Below are 18587 nucleotides of genomic sequence, written 5' to 3'. Positions count from 1 at the left end.
CGCGTCCCACCGCGACCGAGCATGGAAGAGCGCGGTCACGACATCCGACGCCGGATCCGCGCCGAACGAAAGGACATGCCATGCAGACTTCGGATGTGCGACTGATCGTCGATCTCGCCGACGCGGTGCGCGGTGCAGGACCGATCCAGAAGGATGCCGAGGCGGCGCGCCTCATCGATCAGCTGATCGGCACCCAGCCGGATGCTCTCTACTTCCTCGTGCAGACCGTGCTGCTGCAGAAGGAAGCGCTCGCCGCCGCGGCAGCACCCGCCGGCACCACGCCTCCGGCAGCCCCCGCGGCCGCCGCTCCCGCCGCTCCCGCCGCGGCGGAGGAGACCCCGCGCGGACGGTGGGGAGGCATCTTCGGCGCCCGGCGTGACGGCGGAGCGGACCAGCCGGCATCCGCCGGTGGCGGTGGCGGTGGTAGCTTCCTGCGCACCGCTGCCGCCGGGGCGGCGGGCGTCGCGGGTGGTGTGCTGCTCGCACAGGGCATCTCCAGCATGTTCACCCCTCCCCCCGCCGAACCCGCACCGTCTGCCGACAGCGGCTACGACGACGGTGACGACGGGTGGGACATGGGCGACGTGTTCTGACGGAGACCGTCCGCCGGCGCGGTGGAGATGTCACCCCCGGCCGGCATCCTCCACCGCGAGGTCCTTCTGCAAGAACACCTGCGCCGTGCCGTCGCCCTGATCGATACGTGCGCTCTCTCGATAGCCGAGGCTTTCGTACAACGAGATGTTCTGCGTGCTGAGCGATCCGGTGAACAACTCGGCGCGACGGCATCCGCTCTCGGCACCGCGCTGTTCGACGGCTTCCAGCAGTCGCGAGCCGATGCCTTCGCCTTGCTGGTCGGGCGCGATCGCGATCCGCCCGACCAGCAGCAGCTCGCCATCGGCGACGGCGCGCGCGACACCCACCAGTCGTGTGCCCGCGATGGCGACGCAGCCGAGGTTCTCGCGCAGTTCGAACTCGACCTCCTCCAGCGTCTGGGTGAGCGGCGCCATATCCGGGTCGCCGTAGATGAGTGCCTCGGCGACGAATGCCGCGCGCTGGACGGTCAGCACCTCGCCCGCGTCGGAGGGTGCGATCGGTCGGATGGTGAACGGGGGCATGAGGTCCATCCGAACCCGACGGAGCACGGCAGGTCAAGCCCCTCGACGCCGCAAGAGCATCCGTGAAGGGCGAATCGGCCGACATCAACCCCTCTCGCTCGGACGGCTCCGGCACATAGCGTGCTCACATGAAACGAGTCACGTACGACGATGCGACCTACCTGATCGCCGCGGACGCGGCCGAGGCGCTGAGTGAGTATGCGCGCGTGCTGGCTCACGCCGGCTCGGCGGACGCGGTAACCCTGCGGTGCCTCAGCTCCGACGGCGACGCCGTACAGGCGACCTTCCTGCTGCACGCGCACACCCCGCTGCTCGTGGAACCGACGTCCTGCGAGCTCGACGCCCCTGACAACGGCGACGCCATCGGGGAGCTGCGCGACCGCATCGATCGGATGCAGCATCCGGCGAGCCGTGGGAACGAACAGCCATGACTCGACTGCTCACATGGCGGAGACGGAGGGATTTGAACCCTCGGTCCCCGTAAGGGGACTCCACCTTAGCAGGGTGGTGCACTAGGCCTGACTATGCGACGTCTCCAGGCGTTCCCCGGCCGGAGCCGCGCGAACGCACCCCGCAATCATAACGGGTTCGCACCGCCCTGCCGAACCGGATGCCGCGGCATCCGGTTCACGGCACGATCAACGCTGGGCGACGGTGCAGGTGACCTGGGCAGCGGTCTGCCCAGTGATGGACGACGGCAGCTGCACGGCCTCCTGCGTCGGCGTCGGCGCCGCGGCGGTCGCCCCCGCGTCGCCGGTGGCCGTCGGGCTGGGGGTGGCGCCCGGATAGGCGGGCGTGGGTGTCGCCTCACCGACGACCTCGGTGCCGTAGCCGTCGCTGGTCGAGCCGGTCAGCTGGATCGGCTGGTTGTTCGCGAGCGCGTCGAAGAGCACCTTGGCCGCCGAGGTGACGGGGTCCACGCGGGAGCCGCCGGTCGCGTACACCGTGGGGTACTGCACGAACGCGATGTCCTGGTAGGGGACGCTCCGCACGGCCATGGCGATCTGCACCATCCGCTGCGGGTTCGCGAGCGTCGAGCTCAGCACCACCTGCGGCGGATCCGCGGTCACCTGCGAGATCGCGGTGTTGGCGAGGTTGAACAGCGTTGCGGGGTTGCCCAGCACGCCCTCGGACTGCAGCTTGCGCACGAGCGAGCTGAGGAACTGCTGCTGATTCGAGATGCGCCCGAGATCCGATCCGTCGCCGATGCCGTGGCGGATGCGCAGGAATTGCAGCGCCTGCGCACCCTGCAGTGTGTGGGTGCCCTTTGTGAGACTGAGGCCGGTGTTGCCGTCGCTGATGTCATCCGCGACGCAGACATCGACCCCCCCGATCGCGTCCGACAAGGCGATGACGCCGGTCCACCGCGTCGCGGCGGCGAACTGGATGTCGATACCGGTCAGCTTCTCGATGGTCGCGACGGTGCAGGACAGGCCGCCGTACATGTACGACGCGTTCAGCATCTGGCCGCTCATCGCGGAGTACTGGGTACCGTCCGGGCCCGTGCACGAGGGAATGGGCACGATCATGTCGCGCGGGAACGACACCACCGTCACGCGGCGCGGCGCGTCGGAGATGTGCACGAGCATCGTGACATCGTTGCGCTCACCCTCGGTGTCGTGGTTCTCACAGGCGCCGGACAGCGCGGCGTTGGGCCCCTCGCACGAGTCGGTGCCGACGACGAGCATGTTCACGCCGCCCTCGATCTCGCCGAGCGTGGGCGGAAGCTGAGTGTCGTCCCCACCGATCGAGACACCGGCCGCCTGGACGGCGCGGGCGGCATCCCACACATAGAACGCACCGACCGCCGTCGTGCTGACGACCGCCACCGCGACGATCGCCGCGAGGATCGCGAGAACCTGCGTGAGCGGGTGCGGTGATTTCAGGATGCCGTGGCGGGCGACGGGCTGCCGACGAGGGCGCTCGGGGCGTGGACTCACGGGGGACCTTTCGACAGCGGGCACGACCGCTTCTGCGGAGGGTGTGGGATTCGAACCCACGGGACATCTCTGCCCACCGGTTTTCAAGACCGGGTCCATCGGCCGCTCGGACAACCCTCCCTGACGGATGCCGCGGCATCCCTCAGACAGGCGACGAGTCTAGTCGACGCACGATGCCCATCATCGCGCCTCGTCCTGGGCGGTGGCTGAAAAGGTGTCAGAGATCGCGCAGGATGTCGGCGACGCCGCCGGCGTGAACCGAGGCCGCGACCTCGCCCGCTTCGCGGCGCACCTCGTCGGGCCCCTGTCCCATCGCGATGGCACGGCCGCCGTGATCGAGCGCCCAGCGGAACATCCCGAGGTCGTTGCGTCCGTCACCCATCACGAGCACGCGGTCGGGCTCGACGCCGAGCCAGGTGCGCACGCGCTCCAGCGCGGTCGACTTGTCGACGCCCTGCGGGGCGATGTCGAGCCACGCCGACCAGCCCACGGCGTACGACACCTTGTTGAGGCCGATGCGTTCGACCAGGGCCAGGAAGTCTTCGTCGGTGTCATCGGGCGAGACCACGACGACACGGCAGACGGGCTGCGCGACGAGCTCGGCGAAGTCGACGCGGCGCGCGTGCGCGAGGTTCCAGTCGTCGAGACGTTCGGTGTAGAGCCGCTCGCCGTCGGCGAGTTCCACCATGTACTTGGCATGCGGCAGGTGCGCACGCAGCAGCTCGACGACCTCCGACGGATCGAACGTCTCGACGTGGAAGCGCTCGTAGCGGCCTTCCTCCGCGAAGTCGCCCCCGACGCGCTTCATGATCACGGCGCCGTTGGAGCAGACCGCGTACTCCGGGGCGAGCTCGAGCACGTGCTGGATACCGCGGGTGCCCTCCCAGCTGCGACCCGTGGCGAGCATCACCTCGTGTCCGGCTCGATGAGCGTGAGCGATCGCGTCCACGACGCCCGGGCTGAGGGTCTCGTCCTCCAGCAGCACCGTGCCGTCGACGTCGAGCGCGATGAGGAGGCACTCCGTGGCGACGGCGGGGTTCTCGGCATCCGTCGCCAGGTCGTCGACGAGGTGCGCGGCCTCCGGCGCGTCGACGACCTCGATCGCCCCCGTGGGCGGCAGACGGTCTTCGGCGCGCGCGCCGCTCATGCGATCGGCTCCGCCACCTCGAGGCCGCCGAGGTAGGGACGCAGCACCTCGGGGATCACCACCGAGCCGTCGGCGCGCTGGTGGGTCTCGAGGAGAGCCACGATCCATCGCGTCGTCGCGAGCGTGCCGTTGAGCGTCGCGACGGGAGCGGTCTTGCCCGCGCCCCCACCCTCGACGGCCGGGCGGTGACGGACGTCCAGTCGGCGCGCCTGATAGGTCGTGCAGTTGCTCGTCGAGGTGAGCTCGCGGTACGCGCCCTGCGTGGGTACCCAGGCCTCGACATCGTACTTGCGGGCGGCGCTGGATCCGAGGTCTCCCGCCGCGACGTCGATGACGCGGTAGCTGAGGCCGAGGTCCTGCAGCATCTGCTCCTGCAGCGCGACGAGGCGCAGGTGCTCCGTCTCGGCATCCTCGGGCGTCGTGTAGACGAACATCTCGAGCTTGTTGAACTGGTGCACCCGGATGATGCCGCGGGTGTCCTTGCCGTACGAGCCGGCCTCGCGGCGATAGCAGGTCGACCAGCCGGCGTAGCGTTTGGCGCCCGCGGTCAGGTCGAGGATCTCGCCCATGTGGTAGCCGGCGAGCGGCACCTCGCTGGTTCCGACGAGGTACAGGTCGTCGGCCTCGAGCTTGTAGACCTCGTCGGCGTGCTGCCCGAGGAAGCCGGTGCCGCGCATGACCTCGGGCCGCACGAGCGTCGGGGGGATCATGGGGATGAACCCGGCATCCACCGCGCGCTGGAGGGCCAGCGACATGAGCGCGTACTCCAGGCGCGCGCCGATGCCGGTGAGGAAGTAGAAGCGACTGCCCGAGACCTTCGTGCCGCGCTCCATGTCGATGGCGCCGAGCTTCTCGCCGAGGGCCAGGTGATCGAGCGGCTCGAAGTCGAAGGATGCCGGTTGCCCGTGGGTTCGCACGGTGACGAAGTTCTCCTCACCCCCGGCCGGAACGCCGTCGATGACGATGTTCTCGATGCGCGCGAGGGCCGCGTCTGCCGCCTCTTCGGCGGCCGTCACGGCCTGCTGCGCCGCCTTGACGCGGTCGCTGAGCTCCTTGGCCTGGGCGACGAGCGCCGGCTTGTCCTCCTTGGGCGCGGCGGCGACGGTCTTGCCGTGGGCGTTCTGCGCGGCGCGCAGCTCCTCGAAGGCGGTGATCGCGGCGCGTCGTGCACGGTCGGCCTCGATCGCCTCGTCGACCGTGTCGGGCGACTCGCCGCGGGCCTGCTGCGAGCGCTTGACGAGGTCCGGGTTGTCACGGAGGAGAGCGAGATCGATCACCCGACAAGTCTAGTTCGCGGCATCGCGCGCGCTCAGCCGTCGGGCATGTCGCCTCGAGGAGTCGCCACACACGAAGTGTTCCTAGAGACGATGCTTCGCCGCGAGGCGGAACACGAGGATCAGCGATGACACGATGTACGCGGCCATGCCTCCCGCGGAGGCGAAGAGAAGCCATGCGTTCACGGGTTGCGACGGATCCCACGGGAGCACGAGTGCTGTCGCGGCGATCGCGACCACAGCAAGCAGGGTCATGCCGAAGTGGACGGCGTCGGCGCGTTGCGCGCCGCGAAGCGCGCCGCTGCGAGCTATCCCCGCAGCCGCGATCCCTGTGGCGGATGCGAAGAGGGTGAGGACCAGGGCGGTGCCGATCCAACCGTAGGCCGTGAGCTGTGCGGTGGTGGGTTCGCACGTCGCGAGCAACGGCGCGAAGCTCCATCGCACGCTCTCGCAAGACGGATTCCTGAACACCGCCATGGCGACGAGGGAGTTCCCGAGCGGGATCGCGAGGCTGAGGAACAACGCGATCCACCCCGTCCAGCGAAGGGCGGGGTGGATCTGTGGTGTCTGCTCCATCCCTCCGTTCTACCGTCCATCGCCACGGCACCAGTGAAGGCCGCGGCGGCACGACCCGCCCGCCCCGCCGCTGGTGTTCAGCTCCGGGTATGTTTAGCCGCATGGCCCCCGCTGACGCTGCCGCCCCTTCCGACGACGGTTCGCGCCGTCGCGCGGCGCTCGTCTACAACCCGATCAAGGTCGAGGTCGACGAGCTGCGCGATGCGGTGACTCGGCACTCGGCTGATGCGGGATGGGGTGAGCCCTTCTTCTTCGAGACGACCGTCGACGAACTCGGCGACGGACTGGCGCGCGAGGCGATCGCGGCGGGAGCCGACGCGGTGCTGGTCGCGGGCGGCGACGGCACGGTCCGCGCGGTGAGCGAGGCGATGGCGGGCACCGAGGTGCCCCTGACGATCGTGCCGAGCGGCACGGGCAACCTGCTCGCCCGCAACCTGCAGCTTCCACTCGCCGATCCCGACGCGATGATCGCAGCGACCTTCGAGGGCGACGTGCAGGCGATCGACGTCGGGTTCGCGGTGATGGTTCGTCCCGACGGCGAGCGCGAGGAGCGTGCGTTCGTCGTGATGGGCGGCATGGGTCTGGATGCCGCGATGATCGCCAACACCAGTGGCGACTTGAAGAAGAAGGTCGGCTGGGTCGCGTACGTCGACGGTGCCGCACGTTCGCTCGTGAAGGCGAAGCCGTTCTCGATCATGTACCAGGTCGCGGGCCACCGGATGCACCGCGCACACGTGCAGAGCGTGCTGTTCGCGAACTGCGGCTCGCTGCCGGCCGGGCTGGAGCTGATCCCGGAGGCGTCGGTCGCCGACGGACAGCTCGACATCGCGATCTTCCAGCCCAAGACCGCGTTCGGCTGGCTCGCGGTGTGGCGCCGCGTCGCGTGGGACAACAGTGTGCTGCGCCGGTTCCGCGCCGGCCGGCGGATTCTGCGGCTGCGCACGCGCGACAACTCCATCCGGTATGCGCGAGGCACCGGCATCCAGATCGCGGCCGGCGTCGCCACCCCCGTGCAGCTGGACGGCGACGAGTTCGGCGAGGCTACGGCCGTCGACGTGCGCATCCACGCCGGCGCGCTCCGGATCGCCGTACCCACCGGGCACACCTCCCCCACGCACTAGCCCGCCGGACACCGCATACGCAAGGGCTCGCCGCAGCCCGACGCACCCGGCACGATGGAGCCATGCCGGCATCCCCGAGCCTCGTCTGGTTCCGCGACGACCTCCGCCTCGCGGACAACCCTGCTCTGCGCGCGGCCGTCGATCGCGGCGAGCCCATCATCGCGGTCTCCGTGCTCGACGAGCAGTCCGCCGGCGTGCGTCCCCTCGGCGGCGCCGCCCGGTGGTGGCTGCATCACTCCCTCACCGCGCTCGGCGAGCGCCTGCGCGAGAAGGGCACCCGCCTCGTCCTGCGCCGCGGCGCCGCATCCGAGGTCATCCCTTCACTCGCCCGCGAGGTCGGCGCCGGCGCGGTGTTCTGGAACCGGCGGTACAGCGCGCCCGAGCGCGAGGTGGATGCCGGGCTCAAGACGTCGCTGCGAGCGGGCGGCCTCGAGGTGAGCTCGTTCGCGGCGTCGCTGCTGTTCGAGCCATGGACCGTCCGCACCGGCGCGGGCACCCCCTACGGGGTGTTCACGCCGTTCTGGAAGGCGTGCCGGCAGCTGCCCGCTCCGCGCGAGCCCCTGCCGGAGCCGCGCGAGCTGCGCGGGGTGTCGAGCTACCCGGCATCCGACGACCTCGACGACTGGGGCCTCCTGCCGACGAGACCGGACTGGGCGGGCGGGCTGCGCGAACGCTGGACACCCGGCGAGCTGGCCGCGCGCCGCCGCCTGCGGGAGTTCCTCGCCGAGGATGTCGCCGACTACGACCGCGCCCGCGACGAACCCGCCGGAGGCGCGACCTCGATGCTGTCGCCGCGGCTGCGCTGGGGAGAACTCAGCCCCCACCAGGTCTGGCACGCCGCGGTGGCGTCGGGAGCCCACGTCGGAGGCTTCCTCTCCGAGGTCGGCTGGCGCGAGTTCGCCTGGCACACCCTTTTCCATGCCCCCGACCTCGCGGCGAAGAACCTGAAGTCCGCGTACGACGCCTTCCCCTGGCCCCGGCTCAAGCCCTCCCTGCTGCGGGCGTGGCAACGGGGCGAGACGGGCGTGCCCCTCGTGGATGCCGGGATGCGCGAGCTCTGGGTGTCGGGCTTCATGCACAACCGGGTGCGGATGGTGACGGCATCCTTCCTCATCAAGAACCTCCTCATCGACTGGCGCCGCGGCGAGGAGTGGTTCTGGGACACCCTCGTCGACGCGGATGCCGCGAGCAACCCCTTCAACTGGCAGTGGGTCGCCGGCTCGGGAGCCGATGCCGCCCCCTACTTCCGCATCTTCAACCCGGAGCTGCAGGCGAAGAAGTTCGACCCCGACGGACGGTACGTCCGCGAGTGGGCGCCGGATGCCGCGGACAGGGAGCCCCTCGTCGATCTGAAGGCATCGCGCGACGCCGCGCTGGCGGCCTACGAGGCCGTCAAGAACGCCCGGTGAATCCCGGCTGTGGAATGCGGCGGGCGGTCGCGGGGTTGTCTCCGTCGATGTCTCCCGCGCTCTCTGTTCTCGACCTCGTACCCGTCCGTACCGGCCAGACCAGCACGCAGGCGGTCGCCGCCTCGCTGGCTCTGGCACAGCGCGCCGATGATCTGGGCTACCGCCGCTACTGGTTCGCGGAGCACCACAACATGCCGGCTGTCGCGTCGACCACCCCGCCCGTGCTGATCGCCGCCGCCGCCGCACGCACGTCGCGCATCCGGGTCGGCTCCGGCGGCGTGATGCTGCCGAACCATGCGCCCCTCGTCGTCGCGGAGCAGTTCGCCGCCCTCGAAGCCATCGCTCCCGGCCGCATCGACCTGGGCCTCGGGCGGGCTCCGGGAAGCGACCCGGTCATCACCCAGTTGCTGCGCATGAGCGGCACCTCCAGCGACGTCGACCGCTTCCCCGATCACGTGCGCGACATCGGCGCACTCATGTCGCCCGAGGGTGCGACGGTGCGCCTCACGGGCCGCGCCGGCGACGACGACCGCTACGGCATCCACGCGACGCCGGCGGCGACGGGCGCGCCCGAGGTGTGGCTGCTCGGATCGAGTGACTACTCGGCGCAGCTCGCGGCCGCATTCGGGCTGCCCTACGTGTTCGCCAACCACTTCTCGGGCGAGGGCCTCGAGCGGGCACTAGACCTCTATCGCGGCCAGTTCCAGCCCTCGGCGCACCTCGACGCGCCCCGCACCTTCCTCACCGCCAACGCGGTCGTCGCCCCCACCACCGCCGAGGCCGAGGAGCGCATGCTGCCGCAGGCACGGATGATGGCGCGTCTGCGCGGCGGGCGCCCGCTCACGGCTCTGGAGAGCGTCGAGCAGGCCGCGGCGGCGGAGGCGGAGGACCGTCTCGCCGGCCCTCTTCTCGACGCGCTGCGGCGGCGCTGGTTCGTCGGCACCGGCGACGACGCGCGCGGGGCGATTTCGGCCTTCGCCGATCGCCACGGCGTCGACGAGGTCATGGTCTCGCCCGTGTCGGGTGCGTACGACGAGGAGGCGATGGATGCCGCCGCCGGCCGTATCCAGACCCTCGAGCTGCTCGCGGCCTGAGGCGCGCGGCGGGAGGCTCAGGCCTCCGGTGCGCCGGAGATGAGCGCGCGCAGCCAGTCGCGGGCCTCGACGAACACCTCATCCGAATAGCGCTCCGGATAGTGCACGATCGCGCGGTCGGCACGCGGATAGGAGCCCAGATAGATCATCTTCGGGCTGAACCGCCGCAGGCCCAGCAGCGCGTCGGCCATGCGCTCGTCCTGGATGTGCCCGTCCGCGTCGATGACGAACCGGTAGCGCCCCAGGGCGTCGCCGATCGGTCGCGAGGCGAGCAGCGACAGGTTGATCCCGCGCGTGGCGAACTGCTCGAGCATCTCCATCAATGCGCCCGGGTACTCCTCGGGCAGCTCGACGATCAGCGAGGTCTTGTCGGCGCCGGTCGGCGCGGGCGGCGCCACGGTGCGGCCCACCAGCACGAAACGGGTGACGGCGTTGGCATTGTCGCCGATCTCCTCGGCGAGCAGCTGAAGGTCGTGGTGTTCGAGGATCGCGGGCGGCGCCACCGCGGCATCCGCGTCGCTCACACCCTCCAGCATGTCCACGGCCGAGGCGACATTGCTCGACGCCGGCAGGTGCGCATGGTCGGGCAGATGCGCCGACAGCCACCGCAGGCACTGCGCGTAGGCGACCGGGTGCGCGGCCACGAGGGTGACGTCTTCGATGCGGGTTCCCGGGCGGGCGACGAGCACGAAGTTCACGCGGACCAGATACTCACCGATGATTCTCAGCCCGGGCATCGTGGCCAGCGCATCCTGCGCCGTGGACACTCCGCCGTCGACCGAATTCTCGATCGCGATCATCGCGGCATCCGACCGGCCCTCGACGACATCGGCGAGCGCTTCGGCGACATTGCGCACCGGACGCCAGATCTGATCGCGCGCTTCGGGCACCTGCGCCAGCGCCGCTTCGGTGAAGGTTCCGGCCGGTCCGAGATAGCTGTAGGTACGGCGCGCGGGCACGGATGCCGCAGACGCCCCGGTCGGCGAAGGCGCGGAAGTCACGGGTGACAGCCTACGCTGAAGGGGTGATCCGCCGATTCTCCCCCCTCGCCGTCGTCACCGCCGCCGTCCTCGCGCTCGGGTTGAGCGCATGCGCCCCCGTCGAGGAGAAGCCGGCGACCCAGCCCACGCCGACCGGTTCTGCGAGCGCCACCCCCACGCCGACGCCGAGCGCGACACCGTCACCGTCGCCCACGGCCGACCTCGCCTGCCTCGTCGGCGCGTGGCACATGGGCCAGGACCAGGTCACCGCGTTCTACAACGACGTGAACTCGCTCATGGCGGGATCCGGTGCGAAGTTCACTCCCGTCGGCACCGCGGATCTCATCCTCCGCAAGGACGGGACGTACAAATGGACCCCGGCCGAGCAGGTCACCGCGAACGTGTCGGGAACGACCATCCTGATCAACTTCAAGGGCTCGATCACGGGAACCTACACGGTCACCGGCAACGGGATCGGCAGCCAGACCCAGGACACGTCGGGCTTGGAGATCGTCGCGACGATCGACGGCAAGGGCACGGATGCCGGCGCCATCAGCCAGCAGATCTCGGTCGCGCCGATCAGCGACGCGAAGTACGGGTGCAAGCCCGACACGCTCACGCTCATCAACAAGCTGTCCGACAGCACGGCGACATCGGTCCTGCACCGAGAGTGAGCACGGGCGCCGCGGCAGTGACAGACTGTGGACATGAGCCGCGCAGGACAGCCAGCCGAAGCCTCCGACCTCGTCGACATCGATGAGCTCATCGCCGCCTACTACGATCTCAAGCCCGATCCGGCCGTCGCCGAACAGCGGGTCGCCTTCGGCACGAGCGGTCACCGCGGCTCGTCGCTGAGCACGAGCTTCAACGAGGACCACATCCTCGCCACCACCCAGGCGATCGTCGACTACCGCACGGCACAGGGCATCCGCGGTCCCCTCTTCCTCGGTCGCGACACGCACGCTCTGTCTCTTCCGGCGGAGCGCACGGCCGTGGAGGTTCTGGTCGCCAACGGTGTGGACGTGCGCACCGACTCCCGCGACGCGTGGGTGCCGACCCCGGCGCTCAGCCACGCGATCCTGACCTACAACCGCGATCTGGCCGCCGACGACCCCGGCCGGGCCGACGGCATCGTGGTCACCCCCTCGCACAACCCGCCCCGCGACGGCGGCTTCAAGTACAACCCGCCCCATGGCGGCCCGGCCGACACCGATGCCACCGGCTGGATCGCGGATCGCGCGAACGCCCTCATCGCCGCCGGTCTCGACGGCGTGCGCCGCACGCCCTTCAAGGACATCGACGCCGACACCCTCGGTTCGTACGACTTCCGCGAAGGGTACGTCTCCGATATCGCCACCATCATCGACGTCGCCGCCATCGCGAAGGCGGGCGTGCGCATCGGCGCCGACCCGCTGGGCGGCGCCTCGGTGGAGTACTGGCAGCTGATCGGCGAGCGCTACGGGCTCGACCTGACCGTCGTGAACCCCGAGGTCGACCCGACATGGCGATTCATGACGCTCGACTGGGACGAGAAGATCCGCATGGATCCGTCGTCGCCGTCCGCGATGGCGGCCCTCGTCGCCCGACGCCACGAGTACGACATCCTCACCGGCAACGACGCGGACGCCGACCGCCACGGCATCGTCACGCCCGACGCCGGCCTCATGAACCCGAACCACTACCTGGCCGTAGCCATCGACTACCTGTGCGCGCACCGTCCGCAGTGGCAGACGGATGCCGCGGTCGGCAAGACGCTCGTGTCGTCGATGATCATCGACCGCGTCGTGGCCTCCCTCGGCCGCCGGCTGCTCGAGGTTCCCGTCGGCTTCAAGTGGTTCGTCCCCGGTCTGCTCGACGGCTCGGTCGTGTTCGGTGGCGAGGAGTCCGCCGGAGCGTCCTTCCTCCGCTTCGACGGCTCGGTGTGGACGACCGACAAGGACGGCATCCTGCTGTGTCTGCTGGCGGCGGAGATCCTCGCGGTGACCGGCAAGACCCCGTCGCAGCGCTACGCGGAGCTGGAGGCGGAGTTCGGTGCCTCCGCCTATCAGCGTGTGGATGCCCCCGCGACGCCTGCTCAGAAGGCAGCCCTGTCCAAGCTCGCCCCGGAGGCCGTCACCGCGACGGAGCTCGCCGGCGAGCCGATCACCGCGAAGCTCTCGCACGCGCCGGGCAACGGGGCTGCGATCGGCGGCCTGAAGGTGCAGACGGAGCACGCCTGGTTCGCCGCTCGTCCTTCCGGCACCGAAGACGTCTACAAGCTGTACGCGGAGTCGCTGCGGGGCGAGGAGCACCTGCGCGACGTGCAGGCCGAAGCCCGCGCCGTCGTCGCGGCCGCGCTGGGCGACGCCTGACACGCGGCGACGCCTGACCGCACGAACGACAGCGGCCCCGGCCCCTCACAGAGAGGGACCGGGGCCGCTTCCGCTCACTCAGCCTCGCGCGGGACGCCGACGCAGGACCAGCGCCGCTCCGGCGAGGACCAGGAGCATGGCGATGGCCAGAGCCACACCGAACGGGGCCGTGGCGCCGGTCGTCGCCAGCGCCGTCGGCGCGGCCGTCACCGTGACCGCGTAACACCCGATCACCGCTCCGGAGGCGTCGGTCACCGCGAGGCGGTGCGCGCCCGCCGGGGCATCTGTCGGAACGGTCACGGCGATCGTTCCCGCTGCCGAGACGGTTGCGGTGCCGAGGGCTCGCGGCGTCGAGAACAGCCACGCACCGACCGAACTTCCCGCACGATCGGTCCCGACCTGGATCGACACGGTGCTGCCGGCGGTGATGGTCGCGGGGCCCGAGATCGCCCCCTGCAGCGCCGCCGTGAGGTCGTCCTCACCGGGCGCGCCCGGTCCGGCGGGTGCCGACGGGGACGGCGATGCAGAACCGCTCGGGGACGGCGTCGGCGTGGTCGGCGCATCCTGGCCCGTGACGGCGTCGGAGACCGCGGTGGCCGCCGTGAACCCGTCGGCGGATGCCGTGAGTGCGACGCTCAGCGCGTGACCGACGTCGGCGGTCGTCACGGTGTACTGCGCCGACACCGCTCCGCTGATGGGCACGCCATCACGACGCCACGCGTACGTCACCTGCGCCGTCGACGGGTCGACCGTGCCCGCGACCGCCGTCAGGCTCGCGCCGACCGTGGGGGTGCCGGTGATCGTGACCCCCGAGACGACGACGTCGCGCGCGACGGCGACCGTGTACACCTTCTGGGCACCGGAGACGGCGGTGACGCGGACCATCGCCCCCCGCGTCGGCGGGCTGGACGATCGCGACCGTCGCATCCTCACGATCAGGTGCGTGTTCGGGTAGGCGTTCATCACGACACGGATCTGATCGGCCGATGCCGCGCCGACCGGGACGTCGACGGAGGGATCGCCGGTCGCCGGGGTTCCGACGGTGATCGTGTCTCCGGTGACCCGGGGGCCCGAGCCGAGTCGATAGTCGACGTGCATCGTCCGGGCCCACGAGGTGCCGCCGTCGCGCTTGAAGTACACCTTCACGTGCGGGACGGGAACCGCAGCTGACAGGGGGTAGGTCAGCGTGTCGGCGGCGTTGTCCTCCCTCGGCACCGTGACGATGACGCTGAGCGTGGCCGGGAGCGTGCCCCCGCCTGCGACGCTCGCACTGCCGCTGATCGAGACGATGCCCGGCTGCGCGAACGCGGCATCCGTCACGCCCGACCACGACCAGGTCACCGGCGCCGAGGCCGTCGCTCCGCCGGCGCGCACCTCGAGAGGCACCGTCGTCGGCGCCACGGCGGCGACCGTGCCCGCGGAGGCTCCCGTGTGCGTGGTGAGCGAGACGGGCAGTGCCGCCGTATAGGCGCCGACGTCGACCACCGCCCGCACGGTGAACGGCGTACCGAACAGATCGGTGCCGCTGCCGGCGACGATGGTGGTGCCCGGGGCCCAGTCGTGGCCGTCGAGGCTCCACGTCACGGCCGCCGTGCGCGTGCCGCCGCCCACATAGCGGATCGGCACCGTGGCGGGCAGCACCGGCGCGACGCCCGCCGCGGTCGTGACCGTCACGTCGGGCACACTCTGCACCGCGGTCGGGGCGAGCGTCCAGGCCTGGTTCGCACCGTTGTTCGAGGTCCACAGCCCCACACTGGTGCCGTCGGCCGTGCCGGCGCCGTTGACGTCGAGCACGCGGGTGGCCGCGACGTTCAGCAGCGAGAATCCGCGGCCGTCCAGCGTCGCGGGAATCCACTGCGCCGCCGGGTTCGCTGCGGCCTGTTCCGGCGTCGCGCTGATCACCGTCAGGTTCGTCCCGGACGATGCCAGGTAGCGCCCGTCGGCTGCCCGCAGCAGCACGCGCTGGCGGTCGGAGCCGGCGCCGGTGAGCGAGGTCGCCGTCCAGGTCTGCGCCGTCGCGGCATCCGCCGTCGTCGCCGCACTGCGGATGGTGAGCGCCGTCCCCTGCACGGTGAGGGCCTTGCCGCTATGCACGCCGAGGAGCTGGTAGAGCGCACCATCCTTCACCTGCGGGGCGGACGCGGCCACGGCGGAGCCGCGAACGAGCGCGTTCTTCTCGACATCGTCGGCCGGAGACTGCGTCGTGACGACCGGCGTCACCGTCGCACCCGGCGCGAGGGATGCGAAGTTCGACAGGTCCAGCCGCACGGTGCGCGCGGTGGTCTCGGTGTTGACGTGCACGAGGTTCACGCCGGTCCCGGATGCCGTGACGGCAGCGGTGGTCTGCGTGTCGTTGGTGGGGACGATGTGATCGCCGGGGCGGATGAAGTGCGTGAAGTTGCGCACCGTGTTGTACTTCGCGTTGGTGACGACCATGCGCGAGGGGTCGGCGTCACCGTCGGCGAGACGCCGCTTCGAGTTGCCGTCGGCGTTGCAGTCGAAGTCGACGATGCCCAGGCCGTTGTCGATGTTGGTCTGGTTGAAGCCGGCCTTCGAGGTGTCCCAGTCGCCCTCGACCTCGCTCATCCACAGCGGCTTGTCAGCGGTCTTGGCGATATCGCGCACCATCGTGCGGTCGGAGGTGCCGTAGGTGTGCACGTTGAGCTGGGCGACGGCATCCTTCGACGGCTGCGACCACCCGTTCCAATCGGTGACGAAGGTCGAGGGGTTCGTCTCGTCCATCGCGGAGATCGGCACCTTCGTGGTGGTGCCGGGGGCGGCGAGGCGTGCGGCGAGCGCCTGGATCATCTGGTCCTGGCGCTGCGGGCCGATGTGCGCCCCCTCCTGGCGGCTCGCCGAGCTCGGCCAGGTCGCACCCTGCGGGATGGTCGTGCCCCAGTAGTTCGTGTTCGGCTCGTTGAACGGGTCGAGCGAGTCGAAGGTGATGCCGTAGGTCTGCTCGGCGGTCGCGTTGTTGATCCCGCCGGAGCGCGGTCGCCGTACGTCGAGGTGATCGGTCCGGAGCCGTCGCTCTTGCCGAGATCGGGATTCCACCACCCCTCCACGGCGCCGCCCGGCCGGAGGTAGGACGGCACGTCGGTCGCGTTGCCGCCGCCGATGTTGTAGCGGGCGATGTTGAGGTTGAGCCCCTTCTCGCCGAACACCTTGTCCAGGAGGTCCTGGCGAACCGCCTCCGGGTAGCCACCGGTGGCGTTCGCGAACCAGACCAGGCTGGTCCCCCACCCTTCGAAGGGCTCGGAGGCGTAGGCGGGGTTGGGGGTGATCGTCACAACGGGGGGCGCAGATGCCGCTGCCGTCGCGATGTTGACGTCAACACGCGACGTGCGCGGCGCGGCGGCGCCCCCTCATCAGGCCACGCGTGCGACGCCCGCTGCGAGCCGCGCCCCGGCGGCGCGCAGCCACCGTGCGGGATCGGCGAGCGCCGCGTCCGCCGACCCGGCGAGGTCGGTGAGCGCGATCGCCGCGCAGAACGCGGTCGCATCCGCCGCGGGGGCGACCCGTCCGGCGACGAGCGCCGTCGGCACTCCGGCCGCACCGGCCGCCGCGGCGACCACGGAGGGGGCCTTTCCGGCCGCGGACTGATCGTCGTAGGCCCCCTCACCCGTGACGACGAGATCGGCGGTCGCGGCGGCCTCGACCAGCCCCACGAGGCGGGCGATCTCCTCGGCGCCCGAGACGAGCCGCGCACCCCAGGTCAGCAGGGCGAAGCCGGTGCCTCCCGCCGCGCCCGCGCCGGCCACCATCGGATCGAGCGGGAACAGCGACGCGGCGTGCGTGAGACCCGCCTCTGCGCGGGCGACGTCGTCGATGCCCTTCTGCGGACCGAAGACCGCGGCCGCACCCGAGGGACCGAGCAGCGGAGTGGTCACATCGGAGAGCACGACGATGCCGCCGGCAGGAGGCTGTCGCAGCGCAGCGGTGTCGACGTGGGCGATCGCCGCCAGCCCGCCGGCGCCGTCGGGCACCGCGGCTCCGGCGCCGTCGACGAACCCGGCACCGAGCGCCGAGAGCATACCGACGCCGAGATCGGTGGACGCGCTCGATCCGATGCCGAGGACGAGGCGCTCCACACCGTGCTCGAGCGCGGCGGCGATCGCCTCGCCGAACCCGCGCGTCGACGCGTCCCAGGGACGCAACCGGCCGCCGAGCAGTTCGATCCCGCTCGTCGCCGCGAGCTCGACGACCGCGGTACTGTCCGGCAGCAGCAGCCATGCGGTGTCAACGGGCGTTCCCGCGGGCCCGGTGACCGTGAGCGGCATTCGCGTCGCGCCCGGGACGGCAGCGGCGAACGCGTCCAACGTCCCCTCTCCCCCGTCGGCCATCGGCCGCAGCACCACGTCGTCGGCCGGTCGCACCGACCGCCACCCGTCGCGCAGTGCGGCGGCGGCCGCGGCGGCGGGGATCGAGCCCTTGAAGCTGTCGGGGGCGAGGACGACGCGGGTCATGGGCGCGATGCTACGCGTTCACCGGCCCGCGGCATCGGGCACCGGCCCGCATCGGGCACCGGCTCGCATCGGGCAGGATGGACACATGACGTGGCTTGTGACCGGCGGAGCGGGATACATCGGTGCGCACGTGGTGCGCGCCCTGCAGGCGGCGGGCATCGCCCCGGTCGTCGTGGACGACCTTTCGAGCGGCCACGCGTCGTTCGTGCCCAAGGGCGTGCCGTTCGTGGAGGGCACGATCCTGCATCGCGCGCTGTTGGCCGACACGATGCGCGAGCACGGCGTCACGGGCGTGATCCACGTCGCCGGATTCAAGTACGCCGGCGTCTCGGTGCAGCGCCCGCTGCACACCTACGAGCAGAACGTCGAGGGCACCCGCGTGGTGCTGGCGGCCATGGCGGATGCCGGTGTGCACAACATCGTCTTCTCCTCATCGGCCGCGGTCTACGGCACCCCTGACGTGCCGCTGGTGACCGAGGACCTGCCCAAGCGCCCCGCGTCGCCCTACGGCGAGTCGAAGCTCATCGGCGAGTGGCTGCTGCGCGACCAGGGCGTCGCCACCGAATCCGATGAGCACCCGCTGCGCCACACGTCGCTGCGCTACTTCAACGTCGTCGGCTCCGCCGACCCGGCCGTGTACGACACGAGCCCGCACAACCTCTTCCCAATCGTGTTCGAGAAGCTGCTCGCCGGCGAGACCCCGCAGATCAACGGCGACGACTACGACACCCCCGACGGCACGAACGTGCGCGACTACGTGCACGTCGGCGACATCGCAGCCGCCCACGTCGTCGCGGCACAGCGGCTCGAGTCGGGCGCGCCCATCGAGACCGCCTACAACCTCGGCTCGCAGAACGGGCTCAGCGTGAAAGAGATCATGGATGCCATGGCGCGCGTCACCGGCATCCCCTTCACCCCCGTCATCGGTCCGCGCCGCGCCGGCGACCCCGACCGCATCGTCGCGACCGGCGAGCTCGCCGCGCGCGACCTCGAGTGGCAGAACCGGTACACCGTCGACGAGATGGTGCGCACCGGCTGGGAGGCGCGCCGCAACGCGCGCTGATCCCGGCGCGGCGCTGCGTTTCGACTCTGCGTTTCGACTCGCTGCGCTCGC

At 71.0% G+C, this 18587-nt stretch carries 16 protein-coding genes and 2 tRNA genes; 8 read left to right on the top strand and 10 right to left on the bottom strand.

Annotated features, from left to right (window positions below; all coding sequences use genetic code 11):
• Nucleotides 1-80: 80 nt before the first annotated feature.
• Nucleotides 81-593: a DUF2076 family protein gene (locus tag HMPREF1529_RS06550; RefSeq protein WP_016464213.1), complete on the top strand. Its 513-nt coding sequence runs from the start codon at nucleotides 81-83 to the stop codon at nucleotides 591-593.
• Nucleotides 594-623: 30 nt separating this feature from the next.
• On the opposite strand, the gene HMPREF1529_RS06545 is transcribed toward HMPREF1529_RS06550, so the two are convergent.
• Nucleotides 624-1115: a GNAT family N-acetyltransferase gene (locus HMPREF1529_RS06545; protein ID WP_005049618.1), complete on the bottom strand. Its 492-nt coding sequence runs from the start codon at nucleotides 1113-1115 to the stop codon at nucleotides 624-626.
• A 128-nt stretch (nucleotides 1116-1243) separates the two neighbouring features.
• Here HMPREF1529_RS06545 and HMPREF1529_RS06540 point away from each other — a divergent pair, with 128 nt between their 5' ends.
• Entirely contained in the window at nucleotides 1244-1546 is a 303-nt protein-coding gene (locus tag HMPREF1529_RS06540) for a hypothetical protein (protein WP_016464212.1), read from the top strand.
• 14 nt (nucleotides 1547-1560) lie between these two features.
• Here HMPREF1529_RS06540 and HMPREF1529_RS06535 read toward each other — a convergent pair.
• From HMPREF1529_RS06535 to HMPREF1529_RS06510, 6 genes are all read right to left on the bottom strand, one after another.
• Nucleotides 1561-1652, bottom strand: a tRNA-Ser gene (locus HMPREF1529_RS06535).
• A gap of 101 nt (nucleotides 1653-1753) precedes the next feature.
• Nucleotides 1754-3055, bottom strand: coding sequence for an LCP family protein (locus HMPREF1529_RS06530; RefSeq protein ID WP_051120824.1), 1302 nt, complete (start codon nucleotides 3053-3055; stop codon nucleotides 1754-1756).
• 35 nt (nucleotides 3056-3090) lie between these two features.
• Nucleotides 3091-3175 (bottom strand) — tRNA-Ser (locus HMPREF1529_RS06525).
• Between the two features lie 97 nt (nucleotides 3176-3272).
• Nucleotides 3273-4202 carry an HAD family hydrolase gene (locus HMPREF1529_RS06520; protein ID WP_005054555.1) on the bottom strand — a complete coding sequence of 310 codons (930 nt, stop codon included), beginning with the start codon at nucleotides 4200-4202 and terminating at the stop codon, nucleotides 3273-3275.
• The gene (serS, locus tag HMPREF1529_RS06515) at nucleotides 4199-5479 is read right to left on the bottom strand and encodes a serine--tRNA ligase (RefSeq protein WP_005054557.1); all 1281 of its coding nucleotides are present in this window, start codon (nucleotides 5477-5479) and stop codon (nucleotides 4199-4201) included. The genes HMPREF1529_RS06520 and serS overlap by 4 nt, the downstream gene beginning before the upstream one ends.
• An 81-nt stretch (nucleotides 5480-5560) precedes the next feature.
• Nucleotides 5561-6052 carry a hypothetical protein gene (locus tag HMPREF1529_RS06510; protein WP_005054560.1) on the bottom strand — a complete coding sequence of 164 codons (492 nt, stop codon included), beginning with the start codon at nucleotides 6050-6052 and terminating at the stop codon, nucleotides 5561-5563.
• Nucleotides 6053-6153: 101 nt separating this feature from the next.
• Here HMPREF1529_RS06510 and HMPREF1529_RS06505 point away from each other — a divergent pair, with 101 nt between their 5' ends.
• From HMPREF1529_RS06505 to HMPREF1529_RS06495, 3 genes are all read left to right on the top strand, one after another.
• A complete protein-coding gene (locus HMPREF1529_RS06505; RefSeq protein WP_016464211.1) occupies nucleotides 6154-7173 on the top strand; it encodes a diacylglycerol/lipid kinase family protein in 1020 nt (339 codons plus the stop codon).
• A 62-nt stretch (nucleotides 7174-7235) separates the two neighbouring features.
• Nucleotides 7236-8582, top strand: a complete 1347-nt coding sequence (locus HMPREF1529_RS06500) for a cryptochrome/photolyase family protein (RefSeq protein WP_016464210.1) — start codon at nucleotides 7236-7238, stop codon at nucleotides 8580-8582.
• 14 nt (nucleotides 8583-8596) lie between these two features.
• Entirely contained in the window at nucleotides 8597-9676 is a 1080-nt protein-coding gene (locus HMPREF1529_RS06495) for an LLM class flavin-dependent oxidoreductase (RefSeq protein ID WP_016464209.1), read from the top strand.
• Nucleotides 9677-9693: 17 nt separating this feature from the next.
• On the opposite strand, the gene pheA is transcribed toward HMPREF1529_RS06495, so the two are convergent.
• On the bottom strand, nucleotides 9694-10677 hold the full coding sequence (pheA, locus tag HMPREF1529_RS06490; protein ID WP_005054570.1) for a prephenate dehydratase: 984 nt from the start codon (nucleotides 10675-10677) through the stop codon (nucleotides 9694-9696).
• Nucleotides 10678-10700: 23 nt separating this feature from the next.
• On the opposite strand from pheA, the gene HMPREF1529_RS06485 reads away from it, so the two are divergent.
• On the top strand, nucleotides 10701-11330 hold the full coding sequence (locus HMPREF1529_RS06485) for a hypothetical protein (protein WP_232212072.1): 630 nt from the start codon (nucleotides 10701-10703) through the stop codon (nucleotides 11328-11330).
• 33 nt (nucleotides 11331-11363) lie between these two features.
• On the top strand, nucleotides 11364-13007 hold the full coding sequence (gene pgm / locus HMPREF1529_RS06480) for a phosphoglucomutase (alpha-D-glucose-1,6-bisphosphate-dependent) (protein ID WP_016464206.1): 1644 nt from the start codon (nucleotides 11364-11366) through the stop codon (nucleotides 13005-13007).
• A 78-nt stretch (nucleotides 13008-13085) separates the two neighbouring features.
• On the opposite strand, the gene HMPREF1529_RS06475 is transcribed toward pgm, so the two are convergent.
• Nucleotides 13086-16061, bottom strand: coding sequence for an RICIN domain-containing protein (locus tag HMPREF1529_RS06475; protein ID WP_016464205.1), 2976 nt, complete (start codon nucleotides 16059-16061; stop codon nucleotides 13086-13088).
• 314 nt (nucleotides 16062-16375) lie between these two features.
• Nucleotides 16376-17473 carry a glycerate kinase gene (locus HMPREF1529_RS06470; protein ID WP_005047659.1) on the bottom strand — a complete coding sequence of 366 codons (1098 nt, stop codon included), beginning with the start codon at nucleotides 17471-17473 and terminating at the stop codon, nucleotides 16376-16378.
• Nucleotides 17474-17558: 85 nt separating this feature from the next.
• On the opposite strand from HMPREF1529_RS06470, the gene galE reads away from it, so the two are divergent.
• Nucleotides 17559-18536, top strand: coding sequence for a UDP-glucose 4-epimerase GalE (gene galE / locus HMPREF1529_RS06465; protein WP_016464204.1), 978 nt, complete (start codon nucleotides 17559-17561; stop codon nucleotides 18534-18536).
• The last annotated feature ends 51 nt before the right edge of the window (nucleotides 18537-18587 follow it).

Source organism: Microbacterium sp. oral taxon 186 str. F0373 (assembly GCF_000411455.1).
Classification (GTDB): domain Bacteria; phylum Actinomycetota; class Actinomycetes; order Actinomycetales; family Microbacteriaceae; genus Microbacterium.
This window is presented reverse-complemented; position numbering and strand designations above follow the sequence as displayed.